Raw genomic sequence first — 26,286 nt, 5'->3', positions numbered from 1 at the left:
TTAGTCGCATGCTATCATGTATCCAGTCGAATCTTAACTCCCAATTTTTCCAGCTGCTGTTCCAGCTGTTTGTAATAATCATCACTTACTCTTCCTCTTGCGCCTCGGAGAATTTCAAGAGCGTAATGGTCAGGCGGGGGCAGCTCCCCTTTTTTATTATAGACATGGAAAGTCAGGACATTATTGTACATTTTATCCCCTGCCTGAACATTTACAAAGGCAGGACGGTACCATTGCCCGTAAAACCCTTCCCTTTGGAAGAGATATTCGACAGCTTCATAGGGAAGTTCATATAGAACCCCTTCAGTAATTCCACCATTTTCAATAATATCTGCCCTTCCTCCATCATCTCTGGAAAACAGGTATTGCATTGAATAACCGGCCAATATTCCCCCGCCGACTATCGTTTTAAAATGGTGATCTACCTTGGCCACGCAAAATCGTTCATCATCCATACAGGAACCGTATGCAAAATAATAGGTCTTCTCGGGCTTATTCTCTAAAAGCTGATATAGCTTCCAATCTCCATGAAGGATGGGTTCTGCAAGCAGGTCATCCCTTGAGGATACATATACAAGTGCATTTACTTCTCCATTATCCGTATGAACAGTCTGTTCTACTCTGTCATATAAGTTGTCTTTTCTGCCCGGGATAAAATCTTCCAATTCATCCAGATCGGAAAAATGATCCAAATGCACTTCATAAAGCTCGCCATATACTTTTTGGTCCAGTGATGGCTTCATAGATGGATAGCCCAGTCCAGTATCAAATAATTCTCCGTATACCCATGCCTGCTCGGCAATGCATGGACTTCCTTTTAGAACAAAGTGATTGGATTCATGCATTCTTAAAGTTCCATATACAAACAATTTCTGTGTATTCATCAGCAAAACGTTCCCCCTTGGTTTTCTCTTTTGTTTACTATAGTATCATTTTCTGAAGATTCTTTTCAAAAAAAAGAAGACGGAGAATATCTCCGTCAATCCTGGCAATGGCAGGCATCCAAATTCTTTATTAGAGGAAGCCTGCAAATTAGCTTGGTATTTGAGGTATTATGGTGTGGTGTTATTAAATCCATTTTTCTTTGTTTTGCCTTCAGTATAGCTTCCATTACATACATTTCATCATACATTTGCTCTCGCTCCTTTTCTCATCTTTCTAATACCATTTTAATTTCTCAAAAGCTTTAACACATTGGCTTTGAGGAGGAGTTATTTTAAGCCTTTTGTATGAAAGATGATGGAGAATGAAAAAAACCTGCAGGCATTCCCCGCAGGTTTCGTATGCATATTATTTTAATGTAGTTGCTTTGTCAATGACTTCTTTAGCTTGTTCACGCAATCTGAACTTCTGAATTTTGCCAGAAGCTGTCATTGGATATTCTTTAATAAATTCGATATACCGAGGAATTTTATGGCGTGAAATTTTCCCTTTGCAGTACTCGCGAAGTTCTTCTGCCGTTAAGTCAGAGCCCTCCTTCACTATAACCCAGGCGACCACTTCTTCACCATACACAGCATCGGGAACCCCAACCACCTGGACATCCAGAATCTGCGGATGAGTATAAAGGAATTCTTCTATTTCGCGCGGATAAATATTTTCTCCGCCCCTGATGATCATATCCTTTAATCTTCCCGTGATTTTACAGTACCCGTTCTGATCCATTACAGCGAGATCCCCGGTATGCAGCCAGCCATCGTCATCAATGGCTTCTTTTGTAGCATCCGGATTTTTATAATATCCCTTCATGACATGGTAGCCCCTCGTACATAATTCCCCCTGAACACCGGCAGGGACTTCGCTATTTGTGCCCGGCTCTACAATTTTCACTTCTACATTTGGCAATGCCCTTCCGACAGACTCGACTCTAAGTTCAATTGGATCATCTGTCCGAGTCTGGGTTATAACCGGCGATGACTCTGTTTGACCATAGGCAATGGTTATTTCACTGGCGCCCATTTTTTCGATAACGCCTTTCATGACTTCAATTGGACAATTAGAGCCAGCCATTATACCTGTGCGAAGGGTCGATAAATCATATTTGCTGAAATCAGGATCATTCAGCTCTGCGATAAACATTGTCGGCACCCCATGAAGGCCTGTACATTTCTCATCCTGGACCGTCTGCAAAACAGCTTTAGGACTGAATTCCTGTACCGGAACAATAGTGGCGCCGACGGATATACATGCCATCGTTCCCAGCACACAGCCGAAGCAATGGAAAAATGGAACAGGAATACATAAGCGGTCATCTTTTGTTAATTGCATACAATTTGCGATATTGTATCCATTATTAACGATGTTATTGTGGGTCAGCATAACCCCTTTTGGGAAGCCTGTCGTTCCGGATGTATATTGCATATTAATGGCATCGAAGGGATCAAGACTTTCCATCCGTTCATCGAGTTCACTGTCAGTGACAGATTCGCCCATCCGGATAATATCTTCCCAGCTGTATGTTCCTGGAAAGCGTTTTTCTCCCATTACGACAACGTTTTTTAAGAAAGGAAGTTTTTTGCTTTTCAGCTGTCCCGGTTCGGAATCCTTCAGTTCAGGGACAATGCTGTAAAGCATTTCTATGTAAGAAGTTTCTCGGAACTTTTCCATCAGAACAATCGTTGTACTATCAGATTGCTTTAATAGATATTCGAGTTCAGCAGCTTGATAGTTTGTATTAACGGTTACAAGGACAGCACCCATCTTGCCTGTTGAAAACTGGCACGTAAGCCATTCCGGCGTGTTTGTTGACCATGCGGCAATATGCTCCCCTTTTTCGAGGCCCAACTTCATGAACCCTTTGGCAGCAAGCCTGCAATATTCATTAAACTCCTTATAACTCATTCGGAGCCCGCGATCGGCATAAACTACAGCTTCATGATCTGGGTGAAGGCCGGCTTTCTCCTCCAGGAGCTTCCCTACTGTAAGATTCAATAATTCTGTCATCCAGAAATCCTCCTTGGTATATGATCTCATCATTATGCAAAAGATTCCTCTAAGATGAAAATTATAAAACGCTTACATTTAATGTTAACACATATTGCTGAATATTCAATATTTTCATATAGTGATAGTTTAATTATATTGGCTCTTCTCGTATAAAGTGTTGTTGGCCGCTATCAATATTCCACTCCAATCAATTATGCAACAGTCCATAAAAACTATCAAAAACTTTAATTTTTTCAAGTTTATCCCCTCCCTTAATATATTGAGCCGTGTATTTTTCAAGGAGGTTTCAAATTCTTCCATTTTTTAATATAAGTTAACTTTTAGAAGCAATAAACCATAATACCCGTTGTATAATCACTGTAATCCATTGGATAAATGATAATAAAGAACATCGAAGTATCATAACTTAAGCTGAAACTTTACTCTAGTTAAATATAGTGACTTCCATACAGCGATATTTCTTTTTCAAGCCTTGGCGATATTTGAACAGCAAAGGGCTTTTCACCTCTTTTTCGAAGGACTTCCATTGTTCTGCCATTCTCGTATAATGGCTGGCAAAAGATGATGTTTACTGAACCAATTACTATGGATGCTCTTTTTTCTTTTCCGTCATGGCTTATGTAAATATCAGCCCCGGAAACTGGCATAATCTTCTGCCATGCTGCAGCTGATTTTTCGCAGTATTTTGAAGCTATATAGACTGCTTCAATCTTTTTATCTGCAAGCTTTTCATCAATAAAACCCTGCTGTTTCAATTCTTCTAATCTTTTATCGTCCTCCTTGCCCCAGTCAATAAAGAAAGGGTATTTATATCCCGGGTTTTCCTTTATGAAGAGCATTTTCCAGGAAAGGATGCTTCCGTTAGCCCTCCTTCTGCTTCCATCAAAGATTGGGAGGGTCTCAAATCCCTTTTCCGTTAGTTCACCCTGCAGCTCTTCAATATTGTTTGTTCGGAAGCAAAGCTGTCCGATTCCTTCTCCACTTCTGATTTCTTCTGTCAGCTGTTTAATAAGAGGATTATCGGTACTAACGGCAACAGGCTCCTTTTCAATCGATAAAAATTCAAGGTATGACTGCCCAATGTACAAAAGACTGTTATATGTTCCCCAATTTTCATGACTGCCTCCTGTGATTGCTTTGTACCCATGATCCCTCCATTTTGCAGCCGCCGCCGCGGGCTCAGCTTTTATAAAGTGGACGATATGATCAAGCGTTACTTTCATTTGCAGATTCTCCTTTTATTCAGTAGTTAGATAAATTTTACCTTTCAACAACGTTTATTGTCTGCTCTTGGAAAATGAGTTTGCAGAAAAATGTCACCATAATGTAATAAAACTTTTTTTAATTAAGGGTTCACAAAAGCTTAAATAACCTTTACAATGATAAAAACAGAATATTCAATCCATTTAACCAGGAGGTATGCATAATGAAAATTATGAGTAATGAACAGCTGGTCGTCTCGTATCGTGATGCATTAAAGTCAGGGTCTGAAAAGGAATGGATTAGGATATTAAAAACAGAAATTCAAAAACGTGGCTTAAGACCGTTTAAAGAGTAAATTTCAAATCCCATATTAGTTAGCCAAATACTTAGTGAATATGTAGAGCGGGAGCTATTCCCGCTTTTTTTATTATCTTCGGACGTATGCAGCGAGTTTGTTTGCTTTTTTTATATTTTCATAGTCTTGTTCACTCAAAACCCCTAACTTTTTCAGCACCGTACTATACTGCAGTATTTTCATTTGCCTTCTTGTCAAGATTATCACCCGCTTTTTAATATACTATTCATAACTCGTACTTTGTTTCCTTGATGCAATTGATTTTCCATAATAAAAGTAAAGTCCCGCAGCGGTTTAGGCCGGTCGATATTAATAGTGCAGATATTCACTTCTATATTGAAACCTATACAAAAAACCAGAGCGGAACTCCACTCTGGTTAATATTTTATGCTTCGAATAGAAGATTTTCCGGATCTTCAATCAGCTCTTTAACACGTTTCAGGAATGTTACTGCTTCTTTTCCATCAACAATACGGTGGTCATAAGATAATGCGATATACATCATTGGACGGTTTTCCATTCTTTCAGCATCGATTGCAACCGGCCGCAGCTGGATGGAGTGCATTCCAAGTATACCAACCTGAGGGCCGTTCAGAATTGGCGTTGACATCATGCTGCCAAACACACCGCCATTTGTGATGGTGAAGCTTCCGCCCTGAAGATCTGAAAGAGCAAGCTTATTGTCTCTTGCCTTCACTGCAAGGTCCATGATATCTTTTTCGATTTCAGCAAAGTTTTTGCGGTCTGCGTCACGGACAACCGGAACGACAAGACCTTCAGGAGCTGAAACAGCGATACCAATATCATAGAACTTTTTCAGTACGATTTCATTGCCCTGAATTTCAGCATTTAAGTAAGGATTTTTCTTAAGTGCTGCAACGACTGCTTTTGTGAAAAATGACATGAAGCCAAGCTTAACATCATTTTCTTCAAAGAATTTATCCTTACGCTTCTTGCGAAGGTTCATAACATTTGTCATGTCCACTTCATTAAAGGTTGTCAGCATAGCTGCCGTTTGCTGAACTTCTACCAGACGGTTTGCAATTGTCTGGCGTCTGCGGGACATTTTAATCCGTTCCACTTCTTTACCGCCGGACTGCTGTTCAGCAGGTTTCGATGCTGCAGCCGGTTTTGGTGCTGGAGCCTGCTGTTTTGCCTGATTAGGATTGTAGGATTCAACATCCTGTGTTCTGATTCGGCCCATTGGATCTGTTGTTGGAACCTGACTCAGATCAATGCCCTTTTCTCTAGCCAATTTGCGTGCTGCCGGTGAGGCGATAGGACGCTGGCCACCTGTTTTTTCTTCAGATGCAGGCTCTGCCGGCTTCTCCACTGCCTTTGGTTCTTCCGCCTTAGGTGCTTCAGGCTTTTCTTCTGCTTTTTCCGGAGCAGGTGCAGCTTGTCCGCTTTCATTTACGACAGCAATTGTTTCACCTACATTTACTGTGTCGCCTTCCTGGGCTTTAATTTCCTGTAAAACCCCGCTGTGTTCAGAAATAATTTCAACGTTTACTTTATCCGTTTCTAGTTCGACAACATAGTCACCTTTATTGACAGTGTCACCAGGCTGTTTCAGCCACTGTGCCACCGTACCTTCTGTAATGGATTCCGCCAATTCTGGAACTTTGATTTCTGCCACCTTAATTTCCTCCTTCTTGCTTGCGTTATAAAGTGAAACTTCAGTGGGTGATTTTTCCCACTGATTGTTAGTCGCGTTCTAGTGTCGCTAAGATCTCAGCTAACGCTTCGATCAATGGACACTACGAACCCGATTGGTTCAACTAAGCCTCTGCCTGTGCATCCGCAAGTTTCACTGTATCTCACCAATCGGGCCTAAGGGGAGTTTGGCTCCCGCTAAGTCTACAATTTATTTATCTAAGTGTTAATGAGGGGACTTAATGCCCGTTAGACTGCGATAGGGTTTCATCTATTATGCGTGCTTGTTCTTTCTTATGAACAGTCGGGTCACCTTCTGCCGGGCTTGAGCGGCGTCTTCTTCCGATGTAAATGACATCGATATCGCTGCCTGCGATTTCTTTCAGTCTTGGTTCAACGAAATTCCAAGCACCCATATTTTTAGGTTCTTCCTGTATCCAAACAATTTCATCCACGTTTGGATAACGGGTTAAAGTGTGTTTGATCTGATCCATTGGGAATGGATAAATTTCTTCCACGCGTAAAATATGGAACCAATCCTGATCCGGATAATTTTTCAGGCTTTCGGCTAAATCAATTGTAATCTTTCCTGTTCCAAGAATGATGCGTTTCACTTTTTCGTGATTTTGGCCTAAACCAGGCTGTTCGATTACAGATCGGAACTCTCCTTCGCTCAATTCAATGCCATTTGATGCGACAGTCGGATTGCGAAGCAGACTCTTCGGAGACATGATCACTAACGGGCGAACTTCCTCTTTTCCAAGTATGGCAGCCTGTCTTCGTAAAATATGGAAGTACTGTGCTGATGAAGAAAGGTTAGCAACTGTCCAGTTGTTTTCAGCTGCAAGAGTCAGGAATCGTTCCAGGCGCGCACTTGAATGTTCAGGTCCCTGTCCTTCATAACCATGCGGCAGGAGCATGACAAGACCTGATTTTTGGCCCCATTTTGCACGGCCGGCAGCAATAAACTGGTCAAACATTACCTGTGCTGCATTGGCAAAATCACCATATTGAGCTTCCCACAAAACGAGCGTTTCCGGAGCAAAGACATTATATCCATATTCAAATCCTACAACAGCAGCTTCAGATAACGGACTATTATGGACAGCGAATGAAGCCTTGGCAGTTGAAAGCTTATGCAAAGGTGAATACGCTTTTCCGGTTGTGTGATCATGCAAAACAATGTTTCTCTGTGCAAATGTTCCTCTCTCTGAATCCTGGCCAGTCAGTCTGACAGGTGTGCCATCAGATAGGATGGTTGCAAATGCCAGTGTTTCTGCGAGACCCCAATCAATCTTGCCGTCCCCTTGAAGCGCTTCCAATCTGCGCTGCAGAATTTTGCCCAGTTTATCAAATACCTTGAAATCTTCCGGCCATTTTAATAATTCTTCATTGATTTGCTTAAGTTTATCAATGGAAACGGCTGTATTAATTTTTGGCAGACCCTTTTCGACAGTTTCAGGAGGATCGGTTAACTCAGCTGCCTTCTTTTCTTTTGGGACTTTTTCATAAGCTGCCTTCATTTTTTCCAGTACTTCATTATGGACGCCTTCAGCTTCCTCTTTGGTGATGATCTTTTCATTTAAGAGCTTTTCAGCATACAGCGCTTTCACGGTTGGCCGCTTGCGCACAATATTATACATAAGAGGATTCGTCGTCATAGGCTCGTCCATCTCGTTATGTCCAAAACGGCGGTACCCGATTAAGTCGATGAGGATATCCTTCTGGAATTTAGCACGATACTCACAGGCGATTCTTGCCGCTGCAACTACTGCTTCAGGTTCGTCTGCATTAACATGCATAATTGGCATCTCATACCCTTTGGCCAGATCACTTGCATATCTGGTAGAGCGTGAATCATATGATTCTGTTGTGAACCCAATAGTATTATTGGCAATGATATGGATCGAACCGCCAGTGTTATAGCCTGTAAGCTGTCCGAGATTAAGTGTTTCTGCTACAATCCCCTGTCCTGGGAATGCTGCGTCTCCATGAATGATAATGGCTAAAGCCGCTTTTGGATCTACTTCAGGATAACCGGCCTTTGTTCTGTTGTCCTGTGAAGCTCGAGTGTAGCCCTCAACAAGTGAACCAACAAATTCAAGATGGCTCGGATTGTTAGCTAATGTAAGTCTGGCAATGGTCGTATTCTCATCTTTGATCTGTTTATCAAGACCAAGATGATACTTCACGTCGCCTGTCCAGCCGTAGTTGATGCCGATAGATCCTTCAGAAGGAACCAGTTCTTTATTAGGCGCATGCTGAAATTCCGCGAAAATCATTTCATACGGCTTTCCAAGCACATGGGCAAGAACATTTAACCTTCCGCGGTGTGCCATGCCGATGTTAATTGTTTTTGCTCCATCCGAAACAGATTCAGAAACAATTTCATCTAATAAAGGAACCATTGTATCCAGACCCTCGATGGAGAATCTCTTTTGTCCGACAAAGGTTTTATGAAGGAACTTTTCAAATTCCTCAACTTCAGTCAGCCTTCTTAAAACCTTCAGTTTTTCCGTCTTTTGCATTGACAGCTTATGGCTGTTGGCCCCTATTTTGCGACGAAGCCAGTCTTTTTCGTTTTCATCAAATATATGCTGGAATTCAAAAGCAATGGGTCCCATATAAGCGCTCTTCAGGAATTCAATTGCTTCAAGTCCGTTGCGTAAAGGATATGTGGCATCTTTAGTAATGACACCAGCAGGGATCTCTTTTAAGTCATTTTCAGTTAAGCCATATTTACTCAGTTCAAATAAAGCAGTTTCCGATTTATTGTTACCCAGCGGATAAATATCGGCAGCTAAGTGGCCATATGTGCGGATAGTATCAGCCAGGCGAATAGCAGCGAGCGTCTTCTCAAGCTGTCCGGCATTCAATGGCTGATTGGTTGATGAAGCCATTTGCCCCGTGCCTTCACTCGTAAGAGGGGAACCATTTTTTTCAAAATACTCTTTCATTTCAGGATCAATTGATGAGGGATCCTCTAAATATTTTTCATAAAGTTCAATAACGTAGCCAAGGTTTGGGCCATGAAATCCTTGTTCAAAAGGTCCCTCACCGTTAGATGGCTTTTTCATGGAAAATTACCTCCATAACTGTTTTGTAAGTAAAAAATTCAATACGTTTTTGCTCTCTAAAAGTACAATACCCATCATTAGAATGGATTAACAATTCATTTTTATGAATAATAATATTTTTCAGAGGATAAAACGTTTCCACAGCTATTCTAACACGTAAAATCTAGTTGTACAAAGATAAAAACATGTATATAGTGGAAAACTATTAAAAAAATTTCTTAACAATTACTTATTCTAAAAAAATGATTTGTAAAAGGTAAAACATTTATAAATATGAAGTAACTGAACATATAAAAAAAGCCGAAGGGATTCGGCTTTAAAAAGTTTCTACCAGATTTATATAGATTTGTTTCGATTCATTTGTATTTTTTCTCTTTTCTTTAAGGGAAGATTCGATAGCTTCTCTGGTATTCACGGGAAAATCAAAATGTCCGCAAGTTGTACACTTTTGAAATAAGCTGCCTGCGACATTCACCTCAATGCCATCAATTGACCGGAAAACTGCCGGCCCATCTGTTTCGGCAAATCTGTGAAGACAATGACTATGTTCTTGCATAAAAGCTTCCCTCCAAGAAAAATATTATGTTCATCATTATTATAAATGAAATATTCTGAATTTTAAAGCGGTCTACCTATAACAGTTTATGCCAAAAAGATTCATTTTAAATCAATACATGAAATATTCAAAAAAGTGTTGACTATTAACGGTTTACTGTAGTAAAGTTTAGAGAAAATTTAATAATTGATTTCTTATCCAGAGAGGTCGAGGGTAAGGCCCGACGACGCCTCAGCAACCAGCAGTCATTTTTTTGATTGAAAAGGTGCTAATTCCTGCAAGTTTTTTGAAACTTGAAAGATAAGAAGAATGGCTAATCACACTAAAAAGTCTTCTTCTTATAGAAGGCTTTTTTTATTATGACGAAGGAGTGTATATCAGCATGTATAATATTGACACCAAATTAGCGCAAATTGGAAACAGAAGCGAATCCGCAACAGGTGCAGTCAATCCGCCTGTGTACTTCTCCACTGCCTACCGCCACGAAGGTATTGGCCAGTCTACAGGATTCGACTATAGCCGTACAGGCAATCCTACCCGCCAGCTGGTTGAAAAGGCAATCGCCGATTTGGAAGAAGGCGATCAAGGATATGCATGCAGTTCTGGAATGGCGGCTATACTTACTATTCTTTCACTCTTCCAATCAGGTGATGAATGGATTGTTTCTAAAGATCTCTACGGTGGAACCTACCGCTTGCTTGAACAAGGCTTTAAAAAGTGGGGACTGGAAAGCAAATATGTGAATACTAGCAATCCTGCAAATGTTGAAGAGCTTATCAGTGAAAAAACAAAGGCTATATTTCTGGAAACCCCAACTAATCCGCTGATGGAAGAGACAGACATTGGACTGATAGCGGACATTGCAAAACAGCATAATGTTCTCCTGGTCGTGGATAACACATTTTATACCCCCCTTCTTCAGCAGCCGCTAAAGCTTGGAGCTGATATTGTCATTCATAGTGCTACAAAATACCTTGGCGGCCACAACGATGTCCTTGCCGGGTTAATTGTCGCAAAAGGCAAGCAGCTGTGTGAGGATCTTGCTATGAACCATAACGCTGTTGGTGCAGTCCTTAGCCCCTTTGATTCATGGCTTCTAATCAGAGGCATGAAGACCCTTTCTCTCCGTATGGAACGGCATGAGAAAAATGCCAGGGAACTGGCGTCTTTCTTATCAGGACATGAAGCCGTTAAGGATGTTCTATATCCTGGAAAAGGAGGCATGATATCGTTCCGGGTACAGGATGAATCCTGGGTGAATCCTTTTCTGCAGAGCCTCTCCCTTATCTCCTTTGCTGAAAGCCTTGGCGGAGTCGAGAGTTTTATCACCTATCCTGCAACACAGACGCATGCTGACATCCCTGAAGAAATCCGTAAGGAAACCGGTGTCTGTAACAGGCTTCTGCGTTTCTCGGTTGGAATCGAAAATGCAGAAGATTTGAAGGCGGATCTGGAACATGCTTTTTCAATGATTGTAAAGGAGGCAGTACGATGAGCATAAACTACACTTTCCAAACAAAATTACTTCACAATAATCATAAATTCGATCCGGAAACAGGAGCTGTCAGTGTACCGATCCAGCATGCCTCCACATTTCATCAAAAAGATATTGATGCATTTGGGAAATATGATTACAGCCGCAGCCTGAATCCAACAAGGGAAGCTCTTGAAGAGGTCATCGCGGATCTAGAAGAAGGAGTCAGAGGATTTGCCTTTTCTTCAGGAATGGCGGCTATTTCTACGGCTTTCCTTCTCTTATCACAGGGTGATCATGTTGTCATTACAGAAGACGTATATGGCGGAACCTACCGCATGACTACAGAGGTTCTCTCTCGTTTTGGCATTGAACACACATTTGTTGATATGACAAATCTGGAGGAAGTAAAGGCAGCCATCCGTCCAAACACAAAGGTATTCTATGTTGAGACACCATCCAATCCGCTGCTGAAAGTGACCGATATACAGGCCATCAGCAAACTTGCCAAGCAGCATGGGGCCCTGACATTTGTGGATAATACTTTTCTGACCCCTGCCCTGCAAAAACCGCTTGCTTTAGGTGCAGATATTGTACTTCACAGTGCGACCAAATTTTTATCCGGACATAGCGACGTCGTGGCAGGCCTGGCGGTTGTGAAAGATCCTGAATTAGGAGCAAGACTTTCCTTTCTCCAGAATTCCTTTGGAGCTGTTCTCGGTGTTCAGGATGCCTGGCTTGTCTTAAGGGGCATTAAAACGCTCCAGGTAAGGCTTGATCAGTCTGTGAAATCAGCTGAGAAAATAGCCCGTTTCCTTCATGAACATCCGGAAGTAAAGAAAGTTCATTACCCGGGCTTTGCCGAGCATCCCGGCTATGGAATCCAGAAAAAACAGGCTGTGAACGCAGGAGCTGTTCTATCATTTGAACTTGAAGATGAACAGTCAATGAGAGTCTTTGTGGAAAATGCAAAAATTCCTGTTTTTGCAGTAAGTCTTGGAGCGGTTGAATCCATCCTCTCGTACCCTGCCAAAATGTCTCATGCAGCCATGCCTGCATCGGAAAGAGAACAGCGCGGAATTACAGACAGCCTTCTCCGTCTTTCTGTTGGACTGGAGAGTGCAGATGATATTATAGAAGATTTTAAGGCAGCATTATCTGCTGCAGAACAATCAAAACAATCGATTCTACAGCGGGGGTGATACGATGAGTTTCCTGAATAAATTAAAGAATGAAATCATCATAGCTGATGGCGCGATGGGAACTCTCCTCTACTCCTATGGTACAGACAGCTGTTTTGAAGAATTGAATCTCTCTCAATCTGAACAAATTCAGCATATCCATGAAGCGTACATAGGCGCGGGAGCTGAATTGATTCAAACCAATACGTACGCGGCCAATTATCTTAAACTCCAGCGATATGGACTTGAAGAATCTGTGAAAGAAATAAACAGTGCTGCAGCCCGGATCGCCAAAAAAGCTGCCGGGGACCGTGCATATGTTGCCGGTACTGTTGGCGGAATCAGAGGCTTCAAACCGAATATGATCACACTTGAGGAAATAAAAAGAAGCTTCCGTGAGCAGCTTTATTGTCTGCTGCTGGAAGATGTGGACGGCATCTTGCTGGAAACGTATTATGATCTTGAGGAACTTGAGACGGTTCTGGCTATTGCCAGAAAAGAAACCGATTTGCCGATTATCGCGCAGGTATCCCTTCAGGAAGCGGGTGTCCTGCAGAACCAGACTTCAATTTCTGATGCGCTGGCAAGGCTCGATGGCATTGGCGCGGATGTAGTGGGAATCAATTGCCGTCTTGGCCCCCATCATATGCTGAATACACTTGAAAGTGTACCTTTGCCAAAGCATGCCTATCTGTCTGCATATCCAAATGCCAGTATTCCTGCTTATACCGACGGCAAATTTCATTATGAAGGTGATGCAGACTATTTCCGGCAGTCTGCAATCGAATTTCGAAATCAAGGCGTCCGTCTGCTTGGAGGCTGCTGCGGAACAACACCTGACCATATCAAGGCATTTGCGGATGTGTTAAAAGGGCGTCCGCCAATCGAGGAAAAAGAGATCAAAGCAGCTAACAAAGTGATCGTAACAGAAAAAACGGAATCATCAAGAGAGCTCCCTCCCCTTCAGGATATTGTCAGAGAAAGGCCATCGGTGATTGTTGAGCTCGATCCGCCAAGGAAGCTTGATACTGTCCGCTTTTTTGAAGGTGCCAAAGCATTGAAGGAAGCTGGCATTGATTCAATTACTCTAGCGGATAATTCACTTGCTTCACCACGGGTATGCAACTCTGCACTTGGTTATCTTGTCAAACAGCAGACAGGATTGCGGCCACTTGTACATGTAACTTGCAGGGATCGTAACATCATCGGGCTTCAATCCCATTTAATGGGTCTGCATGCCCTAGGGTTAAATGATATTCTTGCTGTAACAGGAGACCCGGCCCGTGTTGGTGATTTTCCGGGGGCCTCTTCTGTGTATGATGTATCTTCATTTGAACTGATAAATATGATCAAGCAGCTAAATGAAGGATTATCTTTTTCAGGGAAAGACTTAGGCCAGAAAGCAGCCTTTTCTGTTGCGGGTGCTTTTAACCCCAATGTCCGTTCATTGGAAAAAGCTGTTGGAAGGCTTGAAAAGAAAATTGAACACGGTGCAGACTATTTCATCTCGCAGCCTGTTTTTTCTGAAGAGAAGCTGCTTGAGGTTCATGAAGCTGTGAAAGATTTAAAAGCACCTGTTTATATAGGCTTAATGCCTCTTACCGGCAGCCGTAATGCGGAGTTTCTTCATAATGAAGTCCCTGGGATTAAGATCTCAGACAGTATTAGAAACAGAATGGCCACATTAAAGGATGATCCTGCAAAAGCCGGCGCTGAAGGCATTGCCATTGCCAAGTCGCTGATCGACGCTGCAGCAGAGCTGTTTAATGGCATTTACCTTATCACACCATTTATGCGCTATGAAATGACTGTCGAGTTATCAAACTATGCCCGTGAGACAACCGAACGGCTTTCAAGGAGGAAACAACATGCTTAAACCATCACTGCAGGAGCAGTTAAAAAAGAAAATCCTGATTATGGACGGAGCTATGGGCACCATGCTTCAGAGGGCCAATCTTTCGGCAGATGATTTCGGCGGCGAGGAATATGAAGGCTGCAACGAATATTTAAACATTACGGCACCTTCTGTGATTGAACATATTCACCTTGAATATTTAAAGGCCGGTGCAGATATTATTGAAACCAATACATTCGGTGCAACCAGCATTGTTCTTGCTGATTATGATCTGGAAGAAAAAGCATATGAATTGAATAAAATTGCTGTAGAAATTGCCAGGGAAGCTGCGGACAGCATTTCAACTCCTGAATGGCCGAGATATGTGGCTGGCGCCATGGGTCCTACAACGAAGACGCTGAGTGTAACAGGCGGTTCTACATTTGAAGACATGATAGCAGCTTATGAGGAGCAGGCCAGAGGATTAATCGAAGGCGGTGCAGACCTTCTCCTACTGGAAACCAGCCAGGACATGCTGAATGTAAAAGCTGGATTTATCGGCATCGAAAAGGCATCAAAAAAGACGGGAATTAAACTTCCGCTGATTGTTTCGGGAACGATTGAACCGATGGGTACAACCCTTGCAGGCCAATCGATTGAAGCTTTTTATATTTCGCTTGAACACATGCAGCCGCTGGCAGTTGGACTCAACTGTGCAACAGGGCCCGAATTCATGCAGGACCATATCCGCTCCTTGTCAGGATTGGCTTCTACTGCTGTCAGCTGCTATCCAAATGCCGGATTGCCTGATGAAGAAGGACAGTACCATGAAACACCCGAATCACTGGCGAGCAAGCTTGAAGGATTTGCCAAGGAAGGCTGGCTGAATATTGTCGGCGGCTGCTGCGGAACCACCCCGGAACATATTCAGGCAATTGCTGAGTCAGTAAAAAATTATAAACCAAGGAATTATGAGAGAAGTTCCCTTCATAAAGTTTCCGGAATTGAACCTCTGATTTATGACGACCCGACCTTAAGGCCTATTATGGTCGGAGAGCGCACAAATGTAATTGGCTCCCGCAAGTTTAAAAGGCTGATTGCTGAAGGAAAGTTCGAGGAAGCTGCTGAAATTGGCCGTGCACAGGTAAAAGGCGGTGCCCATGTTATTGATATATGCCTTGCAGATCCAGATCGTGATGAAATGCAGGATGTTGAGAACTTTATCAAGGAATTAGTAAAGAAAATTAAGGTCCCTATTGTCATTGATTCAACTGACGAAGCAGTAATCGAGAAGGCTCTCACCTATTCACAGGGGAAAGCCATCATAAATTCGATTAACCTCGAGGATGGCGAGGAAAGATTCGAGGCAATCGCACCGCTTATCCACCGCTATGGTGCGGCTGTAGTGGTAGGAACAATTGATGAAGAAGGAATGGGTGTTTCGGCGGAACGCAAACTTGATATTGCAAAGCGTTCATATGATTTGCTTGTGAATAAATACCATGTTCCGCCGCAGGATCTTATTTTTGACCCTCTCGTCTTCCCTGTCGGCACAGGAGATGAGCAATACATCGGGTCAGCAAAGGCAACAGTCGATGGAATCAGGCTTATTAAAGAAGCACTTCCGGAGGTACAAACCATTCTGGGAATCAGTAATGTATCATTCGGCCTCCCTCCTGTCGGAAGGGAAATATTGAATTCTGTATTTCTGTACTACTGTACACAGGCCGGTCTGGATTATGCGATAGTGAATACAGAAAAACTCGAGAGGTTTGCTTCCATTTCAAAAGAAGAGGTCTTAATGGCTGAAAAGCTGCTTTTTGAAACTACTGATAAATCACTTGCCATTTTCACTGAATTTTACCGGGGTAAGAAAAAAGAAAGCAAAAGTGTTCTTCCGGATATGACACTTGAAGAACGCCTGGGCTATTATATTCTCGAAGGAACAAAAGAAGGGCTTCTCCCGGATCTCGAGCTTGCACTCCAGACATACCCTGCTCCCCTGGATATCATTAATGGGCCTTTAATGAACGGAATGAAGGAAGTCGGAAGATTGTTCAATGATAATCAGCTGATTGTCGCAGAGGTTTTGCAGAGCGCCGAGGTTATGAAAGCATCTGTTGCTTATCTTGAACCCCATATGGAAAAAGGTGCTGCTCAATCTTCATCAAAGGGGAAAATCATCCTGGCGACCGTTAAAGGCGATGTTCATGATATAGGGAAAAATCTTGTGGATATTATTTTAAGCAATAATGGATATGAAGTGATAGATTTGGGAATCAAAGTCTCCCCTGCTGAACTAATCGAAAACATCAGGCATGAGAATCCGGATATGGTTGGCCTCTCAGGTCTGCTTGTTAAATCTGCACAGCAGATGGTCATAACGGCACACGACATGAAACAGGCTGGAATTGATATTCCGATTTTAGTTGGCGGCGCCGCCCTTTCAAGGAAATTTACGGATACTAAAATTTCTAAGGAATATGGCGGTCTCGTTTTGTATGCCAAGGATGCTATGAACGGTCTCGCATTAGCCAATCAGCTTCAGGAGCCTGAAGAGGCTGAGAGGCTTCGAATCCAGCAGGAAGAAAAACTGGAAGCAGCCCTTAATGCAGTACCTTATGACCGTGGCGGATCAGTGGCTGTTGCAGTAAAGCCTAGACCAACAGTAAGCACACAAGTACCTGTATTTGTTCCAAAAGATTTAAAACGGCATTTGCTGAAATCCTATTCTCTTTCACATATTGAACCGTATATTAACAAGCAAATGCTGATTGGCCATCACCTTGGTTTAAAAGGAAACCTGCAAAAGCTGCTTGCAGAAAAAGATGAAAAAGCCATGAAAATTAACACAATGGTTGATGAATTGATTGCTGAAGCAAAAGAAAATAACTGGATAGAGCCAAAAGCTGTTTATCAATTCTTCCCTGCCCAGTCTGATGGTGATAAGGTTCTGATTTATGCAGAAGATGAAAAAACGGTCATCGAAACATTCGAATTTCCGCGTCAGGAGACAGAACCATTCTTATGTCTTGCAGATTTCCTTAAATCGAAAGACAGCGGTCAAATGGATTATGTTTCGTTCTTTACTGTAACAGCCGGGAAAGGTATCCGCGGTATAGCAGACCGTTTGAAAGCAGAAGGCAGATTCCTGGAAAGCCATGCTCTGCAGTCACTGGCTTTAGAGACGGCTGAAGGTCTTGCTGAGCTGATTCATCGCCAGATCCGTGATCGCTGGGGTTTCCCAGATCCGATTGAAATGACGATGAAAGACCGTTTTGCAGCGAAATACCAGGGGCAGCGCTTTTCGTATGGATATCCTGCGTGCCCTGAGCTTGAGGACCAGAAAAAGCTGTTTAAGCTTATTAGCCCTGAAGATATAGGTGTCCAGCTTACTGAAGAATGCATGATGGAGCCTGAGGCCTCTGTATCTGCGATGGTATTTGCCCATCCGGAAGCCAGATATTTTAATGTATTGAGATAAAGGGTACCCGGCAGAAAACTGCCGGGTATTTGCCTTTGCCCTTTCTCAGCCTTTACTATGAATTTATAGCAAGGAGGTTAATTTTTATGAATGTTCTTTGGGATTTAGATGGCACGATCCTGGATACTTGGCCAACTTTGGTTCAGGCCTTTATCGGCATCTCCGGCAAAGAACTCGATTTGGAGGAAGTTCTCTTGCCCCTTAAAAACGGAACAGCCTATCAGAAATTTGATGTTCCTCCTGAAAAAATTAAAGATTTTCGTAAATTGGAATCGGCTATTAAGCATAATAAGAAGCCTTTATTCCCATATGTAAGAGGTATATTAGAGCGAAATAACGTAAATGTCCTCGTGACCCATCGAAACCGGCGTTCCACGGAGGAGCTGCTGGAGTATTGGAATCTCACTTCCTATTTTGAAGAAGTGATCTGCCCGGAATATGATGGTTTTTCCTTAAAGCCGCATCCGGAATCATATGAATATCTTCACTATCGTTATCATATTGATTTGGCCATTGGCGACCAGGATACAGATTTAATTCCTGCAAGGCAAATCGGCATCAGAACCTGTGCGTTCCGCAATCCGAACCCTTATGCAGATTTCTCCATTGATTGTTATTCAAAATTTGAATTTGATCAATAAAAAAACCAGGGACTTCTCGTTGAAGAGGTCCCTGGTTTTTTCTGAGGGCAAGTTTAATTAGCTGATTTTCGAGTATTAATTCGGATAACACTATCTGTTTTTGAATTAAATTCAATATCAATGTACAAACCAAACTCTTTGCCATCATCCTCAACCCACAGCTTGAATTTTTCAATCTCTGTCGTTTGCCTCTGTTCTCTGCCTATATGCAAATAATCAAGAATTTTAGCCTTTGGGTATTTTTCTTTCGCTGTTTCCATAGCCAGTCTGCCCCATTTTGCATAGGCTGGTTCCGGTCTCTCAGCATAGGCTTCACCAGTCATTGTTCGAATGGGAATGAATTCTGTTAAAAGCATTAATACCATAAGGCTGGTCATTAATTTCTTCATCTTAAACCTCTTTTCAAAAAGCTCCTAGTTGCTATTAACGTTATTCATAGTTTCTTCCTTCATCCGTTCTTCCTCTTCTTCGACACAGATATAAGCAATTTGTTCCTCCATGAGATGATGGAGAATGTCCTTTTCATCCGTACAGGAAACGTCCTTTCTTTTTCCCATTATCCTCTCTCCTCACTTTCATCGTTTTGAGATTTTCTGAATGAGTTTTTAATCGCTTCAACTGGCGCAGTTAACAGCTTTTTATCCAACAAGGCCCAATGAAATACATACATAAATATCGATTTCATTATGAAAAGCATAAATAGCTGCAGCTGTGAAAAACGGAGAAGCTTCCAGATTCCGATTCTTTTGAACCAGGTATAAAAAGGGTATGCGAAAAAAGCATCAACCACAGCATTCAAAAGAAAATAGATTAATGGCCTTCCATAAGTCAGTTTTAAAATCCAGATGGACCCTGCAAAAAATGGTCCTAAAACCAAGGGGAATTCACCGCTGAGCTTTGAGTGCAAACGAGTCTTAATTTTCCACCATTTGTTTTTTTCAGCGATAATTCCTTCTACCAATACATATAACCCCATAAAGGTTGCTGCCGGATAAAATCGTTTAAAATCCTTTTTGCCTATAAATGGAACAGTCAGCCAGGAAAGGATAATTATAAGCACCAAATATAGCTTCTTTTTCATCTTACCCCACCTTTTTTAAAGGTTTTGTATTTACAGGAATTTTATTCATTCTTTTAGGGGAGCCAATGGATTTTTTACGAAATTGCATGAAAATCGTGTTTTGAAAGTTCCATTATGTGTAATAGATTAACAAGCATAGAAGGAGCTGTTCAGCATGATGACAATGTACAAGTGCAAGAACTTCAACAAAACGGGTAAAATTTCTCTTCCGAGCAAGTGGCGCAGCCAATTTGGCCTTTTGCCGGGAAAACTGGCCGATCTTCGTTTTGATCATGATCAGATTATTATAGAAAGAGCCAATTTAGAATCAACCCACAATAAAAGGCTAATTACTGAAAATGGTTCCATCCATATTCCGAAAGAACTTCAGCAACTGCTGGATATAACAGAGGAAGAAGAATATTGCCTTTATATTGATGAGAAAGATAAGAGCTTTGTCCTGAAGATCGTTTCAGAAAATTAAAAAACTGCAGCAAGTTTTTCAGCAGCAGCTTTTCAACATATATACTTTCCTGTCAGATTCGTAAGTGCCATGCAAAACTTATCCCAGCCATTAGGGAATGATTGTATTCCCTGACTCTGAAAAATATTTTCCTTCGTGACCAGCTTTATGGACCATGTCACACTTTCCATTAAAATCCCGGGATTTTTGTATTCCTTCTGCCACTTCCAAAGTTTCAGCCGGTATAATTCTTTTTTAAATTCTTCAATGCTTCCCGATGCTTTCGGCAGCTCATTTCTTGATGAAAAATTGCTTAAATGCCATTCAAAATAAACAAAACGGCCATTGATAAAATCCACTTCAATTTTATACCATGGTCCGGGATAACCGCCGAGGCTGACACTTAAAAGAATGGGTTCTTTATCAGGGTCAATCGTTACAATATTATTTTTAATATGAAAAAGCTCTCTTTTCCTGCTGATGACGGATTTAACATGTGATAGTTCAACTGGCTTCGTGCCAGTTCTCTGAAAATTACTCGGCCTGTTCATTTCGTGCAGCAGAGATGGGATAGAAATAGCCCCCTTTTTCTCCAGGATATCTAAAATGTTCTCGAAAATGCTCATTTGTCTTCTTCCTCCATCAAAAACCTGGGTAGGTTTATATAACACAAAGATTGTTTTATTCCTAATATCCTTTTTTCCGTCTGTGCAAACATTCTTTCGTACTTTAGGGGCTATCATGAATAAATTGTACTTACTCATTGCACGCTATGGAATGGGAGGTGCAGGCATGGATCCAACAAAACCAGGAAGCAAAAAGCTGCCGGACTTCGAAGAACTGGATGATCGGATGATCGCCAAACATACTACAGGGCCAACACTTGTCATAAAGACCAATCTTGATCCCCAAAATTCGACTGAAGATAATCCTTACTACAGGAATAAATCTGAAACGGATAAAGAAGAATTTCGAGATTATTTTGAGGAGTAAAAGAAAACCGGCAGGCTAAGTGTGCCTGCCGGTTTTCTACCGTATTTAAAAATCGAAGTTGTCAGGGTCCGGACCTACTCGTCTGTTTTCATTTAAGCTGCTGATTTTGTCCATATCTTCTGTAGAAAGTTCAAAGTCAAATACATCAGCATTTTCAATGATGCGATGTTCTTTTACCGACTTTGGTATAGTAACAATTCCGTTCTGAAGATCCCATCTTAAGATAATCTGCGCAACCGATTTGCCGTGCTTTTGGGCAATTTCCTTCAATACTGCGTTTTCAAGAAGTTCTCCCTGTGCAAGCGGTGACCATGCTTCTATCTGAATTCCCTGATTTCTGCAGAAGTCTCTAAGCTCAGACTGACTGAGTAAAGGATGAAGCTCCACCTGATTGACCATTGGCTTAATCTCTGCATCCTCCATGAGATCTTCCAGATGATGGATCTGAAAGTTGCTTACACCAATTGCTTTTACTTTATTCTCTTTATAAAGAGTTTCGAGTGCTTTCCATGTTTCTTTATATTTTCCTTTCACTGGCCAGTGAATCAGGTAAAGGTCAATATAATCGAGACCAAGTTTTGCAAGGCTGGTTTCAAATGCAGTTATTGTTGAGTCATAACCCTGATCAGAATTCCAGACTTTCGTGGTAATAAATAATTCTTCACGAGGTACGCCTGCTTCCTTAATTGCCTGGCCTACACCCTCTTCGTTCCCATAGACTGCGGCTGTGTCAATGCTTTTATAGCCTGCTTTAATGGCCGATTTAACTGAGTGGACAACTTCGTCTCCGTTCTGGACCTTGAAAACACCCAGTCCCAGCCACGGCATTTTGACACCGTTATGTAATGATACAGCAGATTGTAAATTTTCCATTCTTTCACCTCATTTATCAAATTGGGTTCTGGATAATTTTCTCACATTTCTTTCGGTTAACAAAATTTTTTGCTTAAAAAAGCATTGCCGTATGAGGGCAATGCTTGAAATATATTTAGCCTCCAAAGAAAAAATCGAGAACATTTCCTGCCATTGAAGAATTTCTATTATAGAATTCTGAATATCCGCATTTTTTACAGTAAACGACCAGAAATCGGTTATGCTGAACATCAAACATTTTGGATAGTCCAGTACCAGTCATGGCAACTTCTTTTTGGCCGGCTTCGCTGCTGCCGCATTTGATGCACCCTTTGCTTTTCATCCTCATCCCCTCACCCTTTCGAATACTTTCTATTATATACGTGCAAAGCGGAAGAAAGTTACGTTAAAATTATCCTGTGATTTATATCACATTTTATCTAATGTAAGTGCTATATACTTGTTTTAAAAATAACGTATTACGAGCAGGTGAAAAAGCATGCAAGAATTTAAGACACTTTTTGAAGAATTAGGCGGTACAGAAACAATTGAAAAACTGGTGGAGGCATTTTACCCGCGTGTGTATGCAGATCCTGTTTTAAGTCCCTTATTTGAAGGGGACATAGAGGATATTAAGCGCAAACAAAAAATGTTTCTCACACAATTTCTTGGTGGGCCGCCAATTTACAGTCAGGAGTTTGGTCCGCCTGCAATGAAACAAAGACATCTTCCATTTGAAATTACACCATTAAGAGCGCAAAGTTGGCTTGCCTGTATGAAGGAAGCCTTTCAGGAGGCTGACCTTGACGAAAATCCTGCTTCTGTCCTTTTCTATGATCGATTAAAGCAGGTTGCAGCAATTATGGTTAACAGTTATGAATGAGAAAGGACCTTCCGTCCGGAAGGTCCCAATCATTAAAGTGATTCAAAATATTCTTTGGCATGCTCTGCAGACTGGGGGTATTTTTACTTTTGTCACTTCCTTCTCGTCATTTTCCACACCTAAGAATCCATCCGCAAAGCCAGTTCTCTTAGATTACTTTAATCTAAGTTCGCCTGCTTTTTGGAACGCGTCTGTATGATAGGCATTAACTTTTCCAGGTGAAATGCTATAAATGTTGTCACTAATATAGATGAGCCTTTCGATTGCATTTTCCCATTCTTCATAGATTGTATCTTCTGTCTGATGGGTAATTTCTTTTTGGAGCTCAATTCCGTTTTCTGCAGTTATTTTGTAAAGTAACGCACCCTGGAAGTCAAATGTGGATTCAAACTGGCTTCCTTTTTTATTTTGGTAGATTGAGATGGGAAAACCATATATATTTTTCTTTTTGTCAACGAGCAGCGCTTTGTGATCGTAATTTAAAGGGGAATAGGTGCCGCGTCCCCCGATAATTTCGGTATCTTTTTCGACAGGATTATTTGTATCACTTACATCGAATAAAGAGATTTTAACACCATCCGCAGTAATCACAGGCCCGCCGCCAGCTCCTTTTCCTCCGGTAATCTTTGTATCATGTCCAAAGCCAATGAGATGGTTATCATCCAAAGGGTGCAAGTAGTTGCTGAAGCCTGGAATTTTTAATTCTCCGAGAACAGATGGTTTTTCAGGGTTTGAGCCATCAATAACAAAGAGAGGATCGGTTTCTTTGAAGGTAACCATATAAATGCGCTCATTCATAAATCTTGCAGAGTAGATTCTTTCCCCTTTTGCCAGGTCTTCAAGCTGGCCGATCTGTTTTAAATTGTTATTTAAAATGTAAAGACTATTGGACGATGGGCTTCTTTCATCCCATGTTTGCCCTTTCGTTGTCACTACTCTGAAGTTTCCATTGTATTCATCCATTGAAAACTGATTTAAAACGGTGCCTTTTAATTCTGCAGAAGTCTGGAATTCTACTTTTCCGTTTTTTATATTGAACTTATAGATACTTGTATCCGGATGCGGCCTCTCTCTGTCTGCTTTGATTTCATTATTGTAATGGGTGGCTGCTAAATATAAATTATGTTTGGACATGTAAAATTCATTTCCGCTGCCTAAGTAGCTGGTGACAGACAATGGCTCCTTGCTTGCACTTACATCCATTACGGCAATATTAATAAAATTTGCATGATGGGAACCGGGAAAATATTTTATCTCATGGTAATCAACAATCTGCTGCTCCTTGCTTTCGGTCGTATCATAAAAGCGGGGACGCAGATCTGCATTTTTATTTTTTTCCAGTATCATATATTCGGGATAATAACTTGTAATTAAATATACCTTTCCATCCATAAGCCTTGAAGCAAGAAGGCTGCCCTCAACCTCTGCCTCTCTGATTAGTTTTGGCTTTTGTTTATTTTCGATATTATAAACAATTGTTTTGGCGGATTGGTATGCAGGTGCAATCATTTTTGCTGTAGACTCATTTCCAATGTGTTTTTTAGCATCTTTATAGCTGTGGCCCATAACGATTAATTGATTGCCTTCAACAAATAATTGGTAGGGAGAAAAATCTCCACTGAACGGTAACTGAGATTCTAGTTTCATTTGATCTGCCGGAACAGCTTTGATAATCTGTACTTTATTTTCAGAGATTTTGTAGATGTGCGTTCCATCTGTTTTTATTAAATCGGCTTCATCAATACCTGAAACCTGCACATTTGTACCCGAATAATCTGTTTCAGCGGAATTCGCTGCACTCTTTGCACTGCTATCTTCGCTTACTGCCACTTCCCTGTCTAATAGGAAAGTCCTTTCTTCGTTCTGCATTCTTGAAAAATAACTGTTCAATTCCTCTTTTGAACCGATTGCCGGCAATGTATTTATAACTTTAAAGGCTGTTTTTACTGATCCATTTAGACTTTGTCCTCTCTTTGTTTTAATATGATTGGTGATGACCAATGTATAATGCGGTGAGTACAGGTTATATCCTTCATCAGGCGGCTGAATTTCTATGGATTTATGATTGTTTTCCAGTGAGATATTTACCTTCTCTTTTTCTCCTTCTTCATTCAGAACATAAACTGAGGTGCTGTTCACACTATCTGGATCAAGCTCTTTTGAAAATGTTACCTTCCATACTTTATTGGATAAAACCATTAATTCTTCATTGCTTTCTGCCAAAGTACTGACAATTTTTAATCTGTTAAAGAATGTAAAAGAAGCCACGATGATAAGAATGAATGTGATGCCGCCAATTAGAAGCCATTTATTTTTCATAATTGTCACCCCTTTTTAAGTAAGTTGACGCGCATCATCTTCCAATAGTTACAAATTCTTCAGGGAAAACTTTTACGAAATGAATGAATTTTCCTGAAGATAAAGGTAAAATTTTATATATTACATGTATGGAAGAAGGTTTTCATTGTTGCTGGATGAAAGGAACAAAACTCACGGTTTTATATTGCTGATATTAGCGAATATGATTTGGGGAGGTAATTTTGTTATTGGGAGAATGGGTGTCGATTATTTCCCGCCTGTTTTCTTTTCACTTATGCGCTGGATCATTGCCTTTCTTGTGTTAACGCCTTTTATGAGAAAGCAGCTTAAGAATGATTGGGTTACTTTAAGAGATCATAAGCGTATTCTTTTACTCTTGGCTGTGACGGGTGTAGCCGGCTACAATACGATTATATATTTTGCACTGCAGTACACCACTTCGATTAATGCATCAGTGGTCAATAGTACGACACCCTTATTTATCGCGCTGCTGGCTGTATTTATTTTAAAAGAAAAGCTTCTGGCACATCAGGCTGCAGGAATTATCCTATCCGTCTTTGGGATTTTATTTGTCATATCAAAGGGATCAATTGAAGTGTTTCTTTCATGGAAAATAAATGCCGGTGATTTTTATGTTTTGGCTGCAGTTTTTATGTGGGCTCTGTATTCTGTGATCGGCAAAAAATATGCAGACATATTACCTTTGCTGTCTGCTTTTTATGTATCCGTATTTCTTGGGATTTTACTTTTGGCGCCTTTAAGCTTGTTTGAATACATTTGGATGGAAGCAGTAAAACCTGTCTTTACTCTTTCCTCCATAGGGATCTTGCTGTATGTTGGATTTTTGGCTTCCATTATGGCTTTTCTATCGTGGAATTTTGGCGTTCGTATAATCGGAGCAGCCAAAGCGGGGGTATTTCTGAACCTGCTTCCTGTTTTCGCGATAATATTCGCGCTATGGTTTACACAGGAAAAATTGTATTTTTATCAGACAATTGGCGGGGGTATTGTCATTCTCGGCGTAATAATATCCTCGATGAAATCTTTAAGTCTAATGAATCATTCAGAAGAAAGTAATTTTTCAGCATAAAAACGAGGCTGGGACATAACTAGTTTCAAATAGTGAAAAAGATGAATTTGAGCACATTCAAATTCATCTTTTTCTATTTTTAGTAGTAAGAGTTGCTATGCTCTCAGTGATTGGCAGTGAATTTCCTTAAATTCACTGCCATTAACGCTAGACCTATTTCATTTTCAACCTTCGATTTTCCTCTCACAGAAAATCGAGCGAAACGCAAATTAGCCTTCA

At 41.1% G+C, this 26,286-nt stretch carries 23 protein-coding genes and 1 riboswitch; of the genes, 10 read left to right on the top strand and 13 right to left on the bottom strand.

Features of this window, described 5'->3' with window-relative positions; genetic code table 11:
* Nucleotides 1–14 precede the first annotated feature (14 nt).
* The 3 genes from M3205_RS13550 to M3205_RS13540 form a co-directional block, all read right to left on the bottom strand.
* Nucleotides 15–884, bottom strand: coding sequence for a gamma-glutamylcyclotransferase family protein (locus tag M3205_RS13550; RefSeq protein ID WP_251170385.1), 870 nt, complete (start codon nucleotides 882–884; stop codon nucleotides 15–17).
* A 406-nt stretch (nucleotides 885–1,290) separates the two neighbouring features.
* Complete coding sequence (locus M3205_RS13545) at nucleotides 1,291–2,943, bottom strand: AMP-binding protein (RefSeq protein WP_251170384.1); 1,653 nt, start codon at nucleotides 2,941–2,943, stop codon at nucleotides 1,291–1,293.
* Nucleotides 2,944–3,374: 431 nt separating this feature from the next.
* The gene (locus M3205_RS13540) at nucleotides 3,375–4,169 is read right to left on the bottom strand and encodes a VOC family protein (protein ID WP_251170383.1); all 795 of its coding nucleotides are present in this window, start codon (nucleotides 4,167–4,169) and stop codon (nucleotides 3,375–3,377) included.
* A gap of 203 nt (nucleotides 4,170–4,372) precedes the next feature.
* On the opposite strand from M3205_RS13540, the gene sda reads away from it, so the two are divergent.
* Complete coding sequence (sda, locus tag M3205_RS13535) at nucleotides 4,373–4,504, top strand: sporulation histidine kinase inhibitor Sda (protein ID WP_035330849.1); 132 nt, start codon at nucleotides 4,373–4,375, stop codon at nucleotides 4,502–4,504.
* Nucleotides 4,505–4,889: 385 nt separating this feature from the next.
* On the opposite strand, the gene odhB is transcribed toward sda, so the two are convergent.
* From odhB to M3205_RS13520, 3 genes are all read right to left on the bottom strand, one after another.
* Nucleotides 4,890–6,143, bottom strand: a complete 1,254-nt coding sequence (gene odhB / locus M3205_RS13530; RefSeq protein ID WP_251170382.1) for a 2-oxoglutarate dehydrogenase complex dihydrolipoyllysine-residue succinyltransferase — start codon at nucleotides 6,141–6,143, stop codon at nucleotides 4,890–4,892.
* A gap of 256 nt (nucleotides 6,144–6,399) precedes the next feature.
* Complete coding sequence (gene sucA / locus M3205_RS13525; protein WP_251170381.1) at nucleotides 6,400–9,237, bottom strand: 2-oxoglutarate dehydrogenase E1 component; 2,838 nt, start codon at nucleotides 9,235–9,237, stop codon at nucleotides 6,400–6,402.
* 316 nt (nucleotides 9,238–9,553) lie between these two features.
* Nucleotides 9,554–9,793 (bottom strand): hypothetical protein, encoded by a 240-nt coding sequence (locus M3205_RS13520; protein ID WP_251170380.1) that lies wholly within the window; start codon nucleotides 9,791–9,793, stop codon nucleotides 9,554–9,556.
* 191 nt (nucleotides 9,794–9,984) lie between these two features.
* Nucleotides 9,985–10,100, top strand: a riboswitch (SAM riboswitch).
* A gap of 75 nt (nucleotides 10,101–10,175) precedes the next feature.
* Between M3205_RS13520 and M3205_RS13515 the strand changes: the two genes are divergently transcribed.
* The 5 genes from M3205_RS13515 to M3205_RS13495 all read left to right on the top strand — a co-directional run bounded on the left by M3205_RS13515 (nucleotide 10,176) and on the right by M3205_RS13495 (nucleotide 18,407).
* Nucleotides 10,176–11,288 (top strand): methionine biosynthesis PLP-dependent protein, encoded by a 1,113-nt coding sequence (locus tag M3205_RS13515; protein WP_251170379.1) that lies wholly within the window; start codon nucleotides 10,176–10,178, stop codon nucleotides 11,286–11,288.
* Complete coding sequence (gene metC / locus M3205_RS13510; protein ID WP_251170378.1) at nucleotides 11,285–12,469, top strand: cystathionine beta-lyase; 1,185 nt, start codon at nucleotides 11,285–11,287, stop codon at nucleotides 12,467–12,469. The genes M3205_RS13515 and metC overlap by 4 nt, the downstream gene beginning before the upstream one ends.
* A gap of 4 nt (nucleotides 12,470–12,473) precedes the next feature.
* Nucleotides 12,474–14,324, top strand: coding sequence for a bifunctional homocysteine S-methyltransferase/methylenetetrahydrofolate reductase (locus tag M3205_RS13505; protein WP_251170377.1), 1,851 nt, complete (start codon nucleotides 12,474–12,476; stop codon nucleotides 14,322–14,324).
* Nucleotides 14,317–17,766 carry a methionine synthase gene (gene metH, locus M3205_RS13500; RefSeq protein ID WP_251170376.1) on the top strand — a complete coding sequence of 1,150 codons (3,450 nt, stop codon included), beginning with the start codon at nucleotides 14,317–14,319 and terminating at the stop codon, nucleotides 17,764–17,766. Before M3205_RS13505 ends, metH begins: the two co-directional genes overlap by 8 nt.
* An 86-nt stretch (nucleotides 17,767–17,852) precedes the next feature.
* The gene (locus tag M3205_RS13495; protein ID WP_251170375.1) at nucleotides 17,853–18,407 is read left to right on the top strand and encodes an HAD hydrolase-like protein; all 555 of its coding nucleotides are present in this window, start codon (nucleotides 17,853–17,855) and stop codon (nucleotides 18,405–18,407) included.
* Nucleotides 18,408–18,460: 53 nt separating this feature from the next.
* Here M3205_RS13495 and M3205_RS13490 read toward each other — a convergent pair whose 3' ends face one another.
* From M3205_RS13490 to M3205_RS13480, 3 genes are read right to left on the bottom strand one after another with little or no spacing between them, the layout of a single operon-like run.
* Nucleotides 18,461–18,796, bottom strand: coding sequence for a DUF3889 domain-containing protein (locus M3205_RS13490; RefSeq protein WP_251170374.1), 336 nt, complete (start codon nucleotides 18,794–18,796; stop codon nucleotides 18,461–18,463).
* 24 nt (nucleotides 18,797–18,820) lie between these two features.
* The gene (locus M3205_RS13485) at nucleotides 18,821–18,964 is read right to left on the bottom strand and encodes a hypothetical protein (protein ID WP_251170373.1); all 144 of its coding nucleotides are present in this window, start codon (nucleotides 18,962–18,964) and stop codon (nucleotides 18,821–18,823) included.
* Entirely contained in the window at nucleotides 18,964–19,488 is a 525-nt protein-coding gene (locus tag M3205_RS13480; RefSeq protein WP_251170372.1) for a hypothetical protein, read from the bottom strand. Before M3205_RS13480 ends, M3205_RS13485 begins: the two co-directional genes overlap by 1 nt.
* A 154-nt stretch (nucleotides 19,489–19,642) precedes the next feature.
* Between M3205_RS13480 and M3205_RS13475 the strand changes: the two genes are divergently transcribed.
* Nucleotides 19,643–19,951, top strand: a complete 309-nt coding sequence (locus M3205_RS13475; RefSeq protein WP_251170371.1) for a hypothetical protein — start codon at nucleotides 19,643–19,645, stop codon at nucleotides 19,949–19,951.
* A gap of 32 nt (nucleotides 19,952–19,983) precedes the next feature.
* Here M3205_RS13475 and M3205_RS13470 read toward each other — a convergent pair whose 3' ends face one another.
* On the bottom strand, nucleotides 19,984–20,556 hold the full coding sequence (locus M3205_RS13470; protein WP_251170370.1) for a hypothetical protein: 573 nt from the start codon (nucleotides 20,554–20,556) through the stop codon (nucleotides 19,984–19,986).
* 115 nt (nucleotides 20,557–20,671) lie between these two features.
* Between M3205_RS13470 and M3205_RS13465 the strand changes: the two genes are divergently transcribed.
* Entirely contained in the window at nucleotides 20,672–20,923 is a 252-nt protein-coding gene (locus tag M3205_RS13465) for a hypothetical protein (RefSeq protein WP_396105721.1), read from the top strand.
* A 45-nt stretch (nucleotides 20,924–20,968) separates the two neighbouring features.
* Here the strand turns inward: M3205_RS13465 and M3205_RS13460 are convergent, their stop codons facing one another.
* Both M3205_RS13460 and M3205_RS13455 read right to left on the bottom strand, forming a co-directional pair.
* Nucleotides 20,969–21,796, bottom strand: coding sequence for an aldo/keto reductase (locus M3205_RS13460; RefSeq protein WP_251170369.1), 828 nt, complete (start codon nucleotides 21,794–21,796; stop codon nucleotides 20,969–20,971).
* 115 nt (nucleotides 21,797–21,911) lie between these two features.
* The gene (locus M3205_RS13455) at nucleotides 21,912–22,118 is read right to left on the bottom strand and encodes a zinc ribbon domain-containing protein (RefSeq protein ID WP_251170368.1); all 207 of its coding nucleotides are present in this window, start codon (nucleotides 22,116–22,118) and stop codon (nucleotides 21,912–21,914) included.
* Nucleotides 22,119–22,274: 156 nt separating this feature from the next.
* On the opposite strand from M3205_RS13455, the gene M3205_RS13450 reads away from it, so the two are divergent.
* Entirely contained in the window at nucleotides 22,275–22,658 is a 384-nt protein-coding gene (locus tag M3205_RS13450) for a globin domain-containing protein (protein ID WP_251170367.1), read from the top strand.
* Nucleotides 22,659–22,811: 153 nt separating this feature from the next.
* Here the strand turns inward: M3205_RS13450 and M3205_RS13445 are convergent, their stop codons facing one another.
* Nucleotides 22,812–24,977: a beta-propeller domain-containing protein gene (locus M3205_RS13445; protein ID WP_251170366.1), complete on the bottom strand. Its 2,166-nt coding sequence runs from the start codon at nucleotides 24,975–24,977 to the stop codon at nucleotides 22,812–22,814.
* A 184-nt stretch (nucleotides 24,978–25,161) separates the two neighbouring features.
* On the opposite strand from M3205_RS13445, the gene M3205_RS13440 reads away from it, so the two are divergent.
* Entirely contained in the window at nucleotides 25,162–26,067 is a 906-nt protein-coding gene (locus tag M3205_RS13440) for a DMT family transporter (protein WP_251170365.1), read from the top strand.
* Nucleotides 26,068–26,286: the final 219 nt, after the last annotated feature.

This window comes from Cytobacillus firmus, from assembly GCF_023715565.1.
GTDB classification, from domain to species: domain Bacteria; phylum Bacillota; class Bacilli; order Bacillales; family Cytobacillaceae; genus Cytobacillus; species Cytobacillus firmus_C.
The sequence above is the reverse complement of the archived record's forward strand: the minus strand, read 5'-3'. Positions and strand labels throughout refer to the sequence as shown.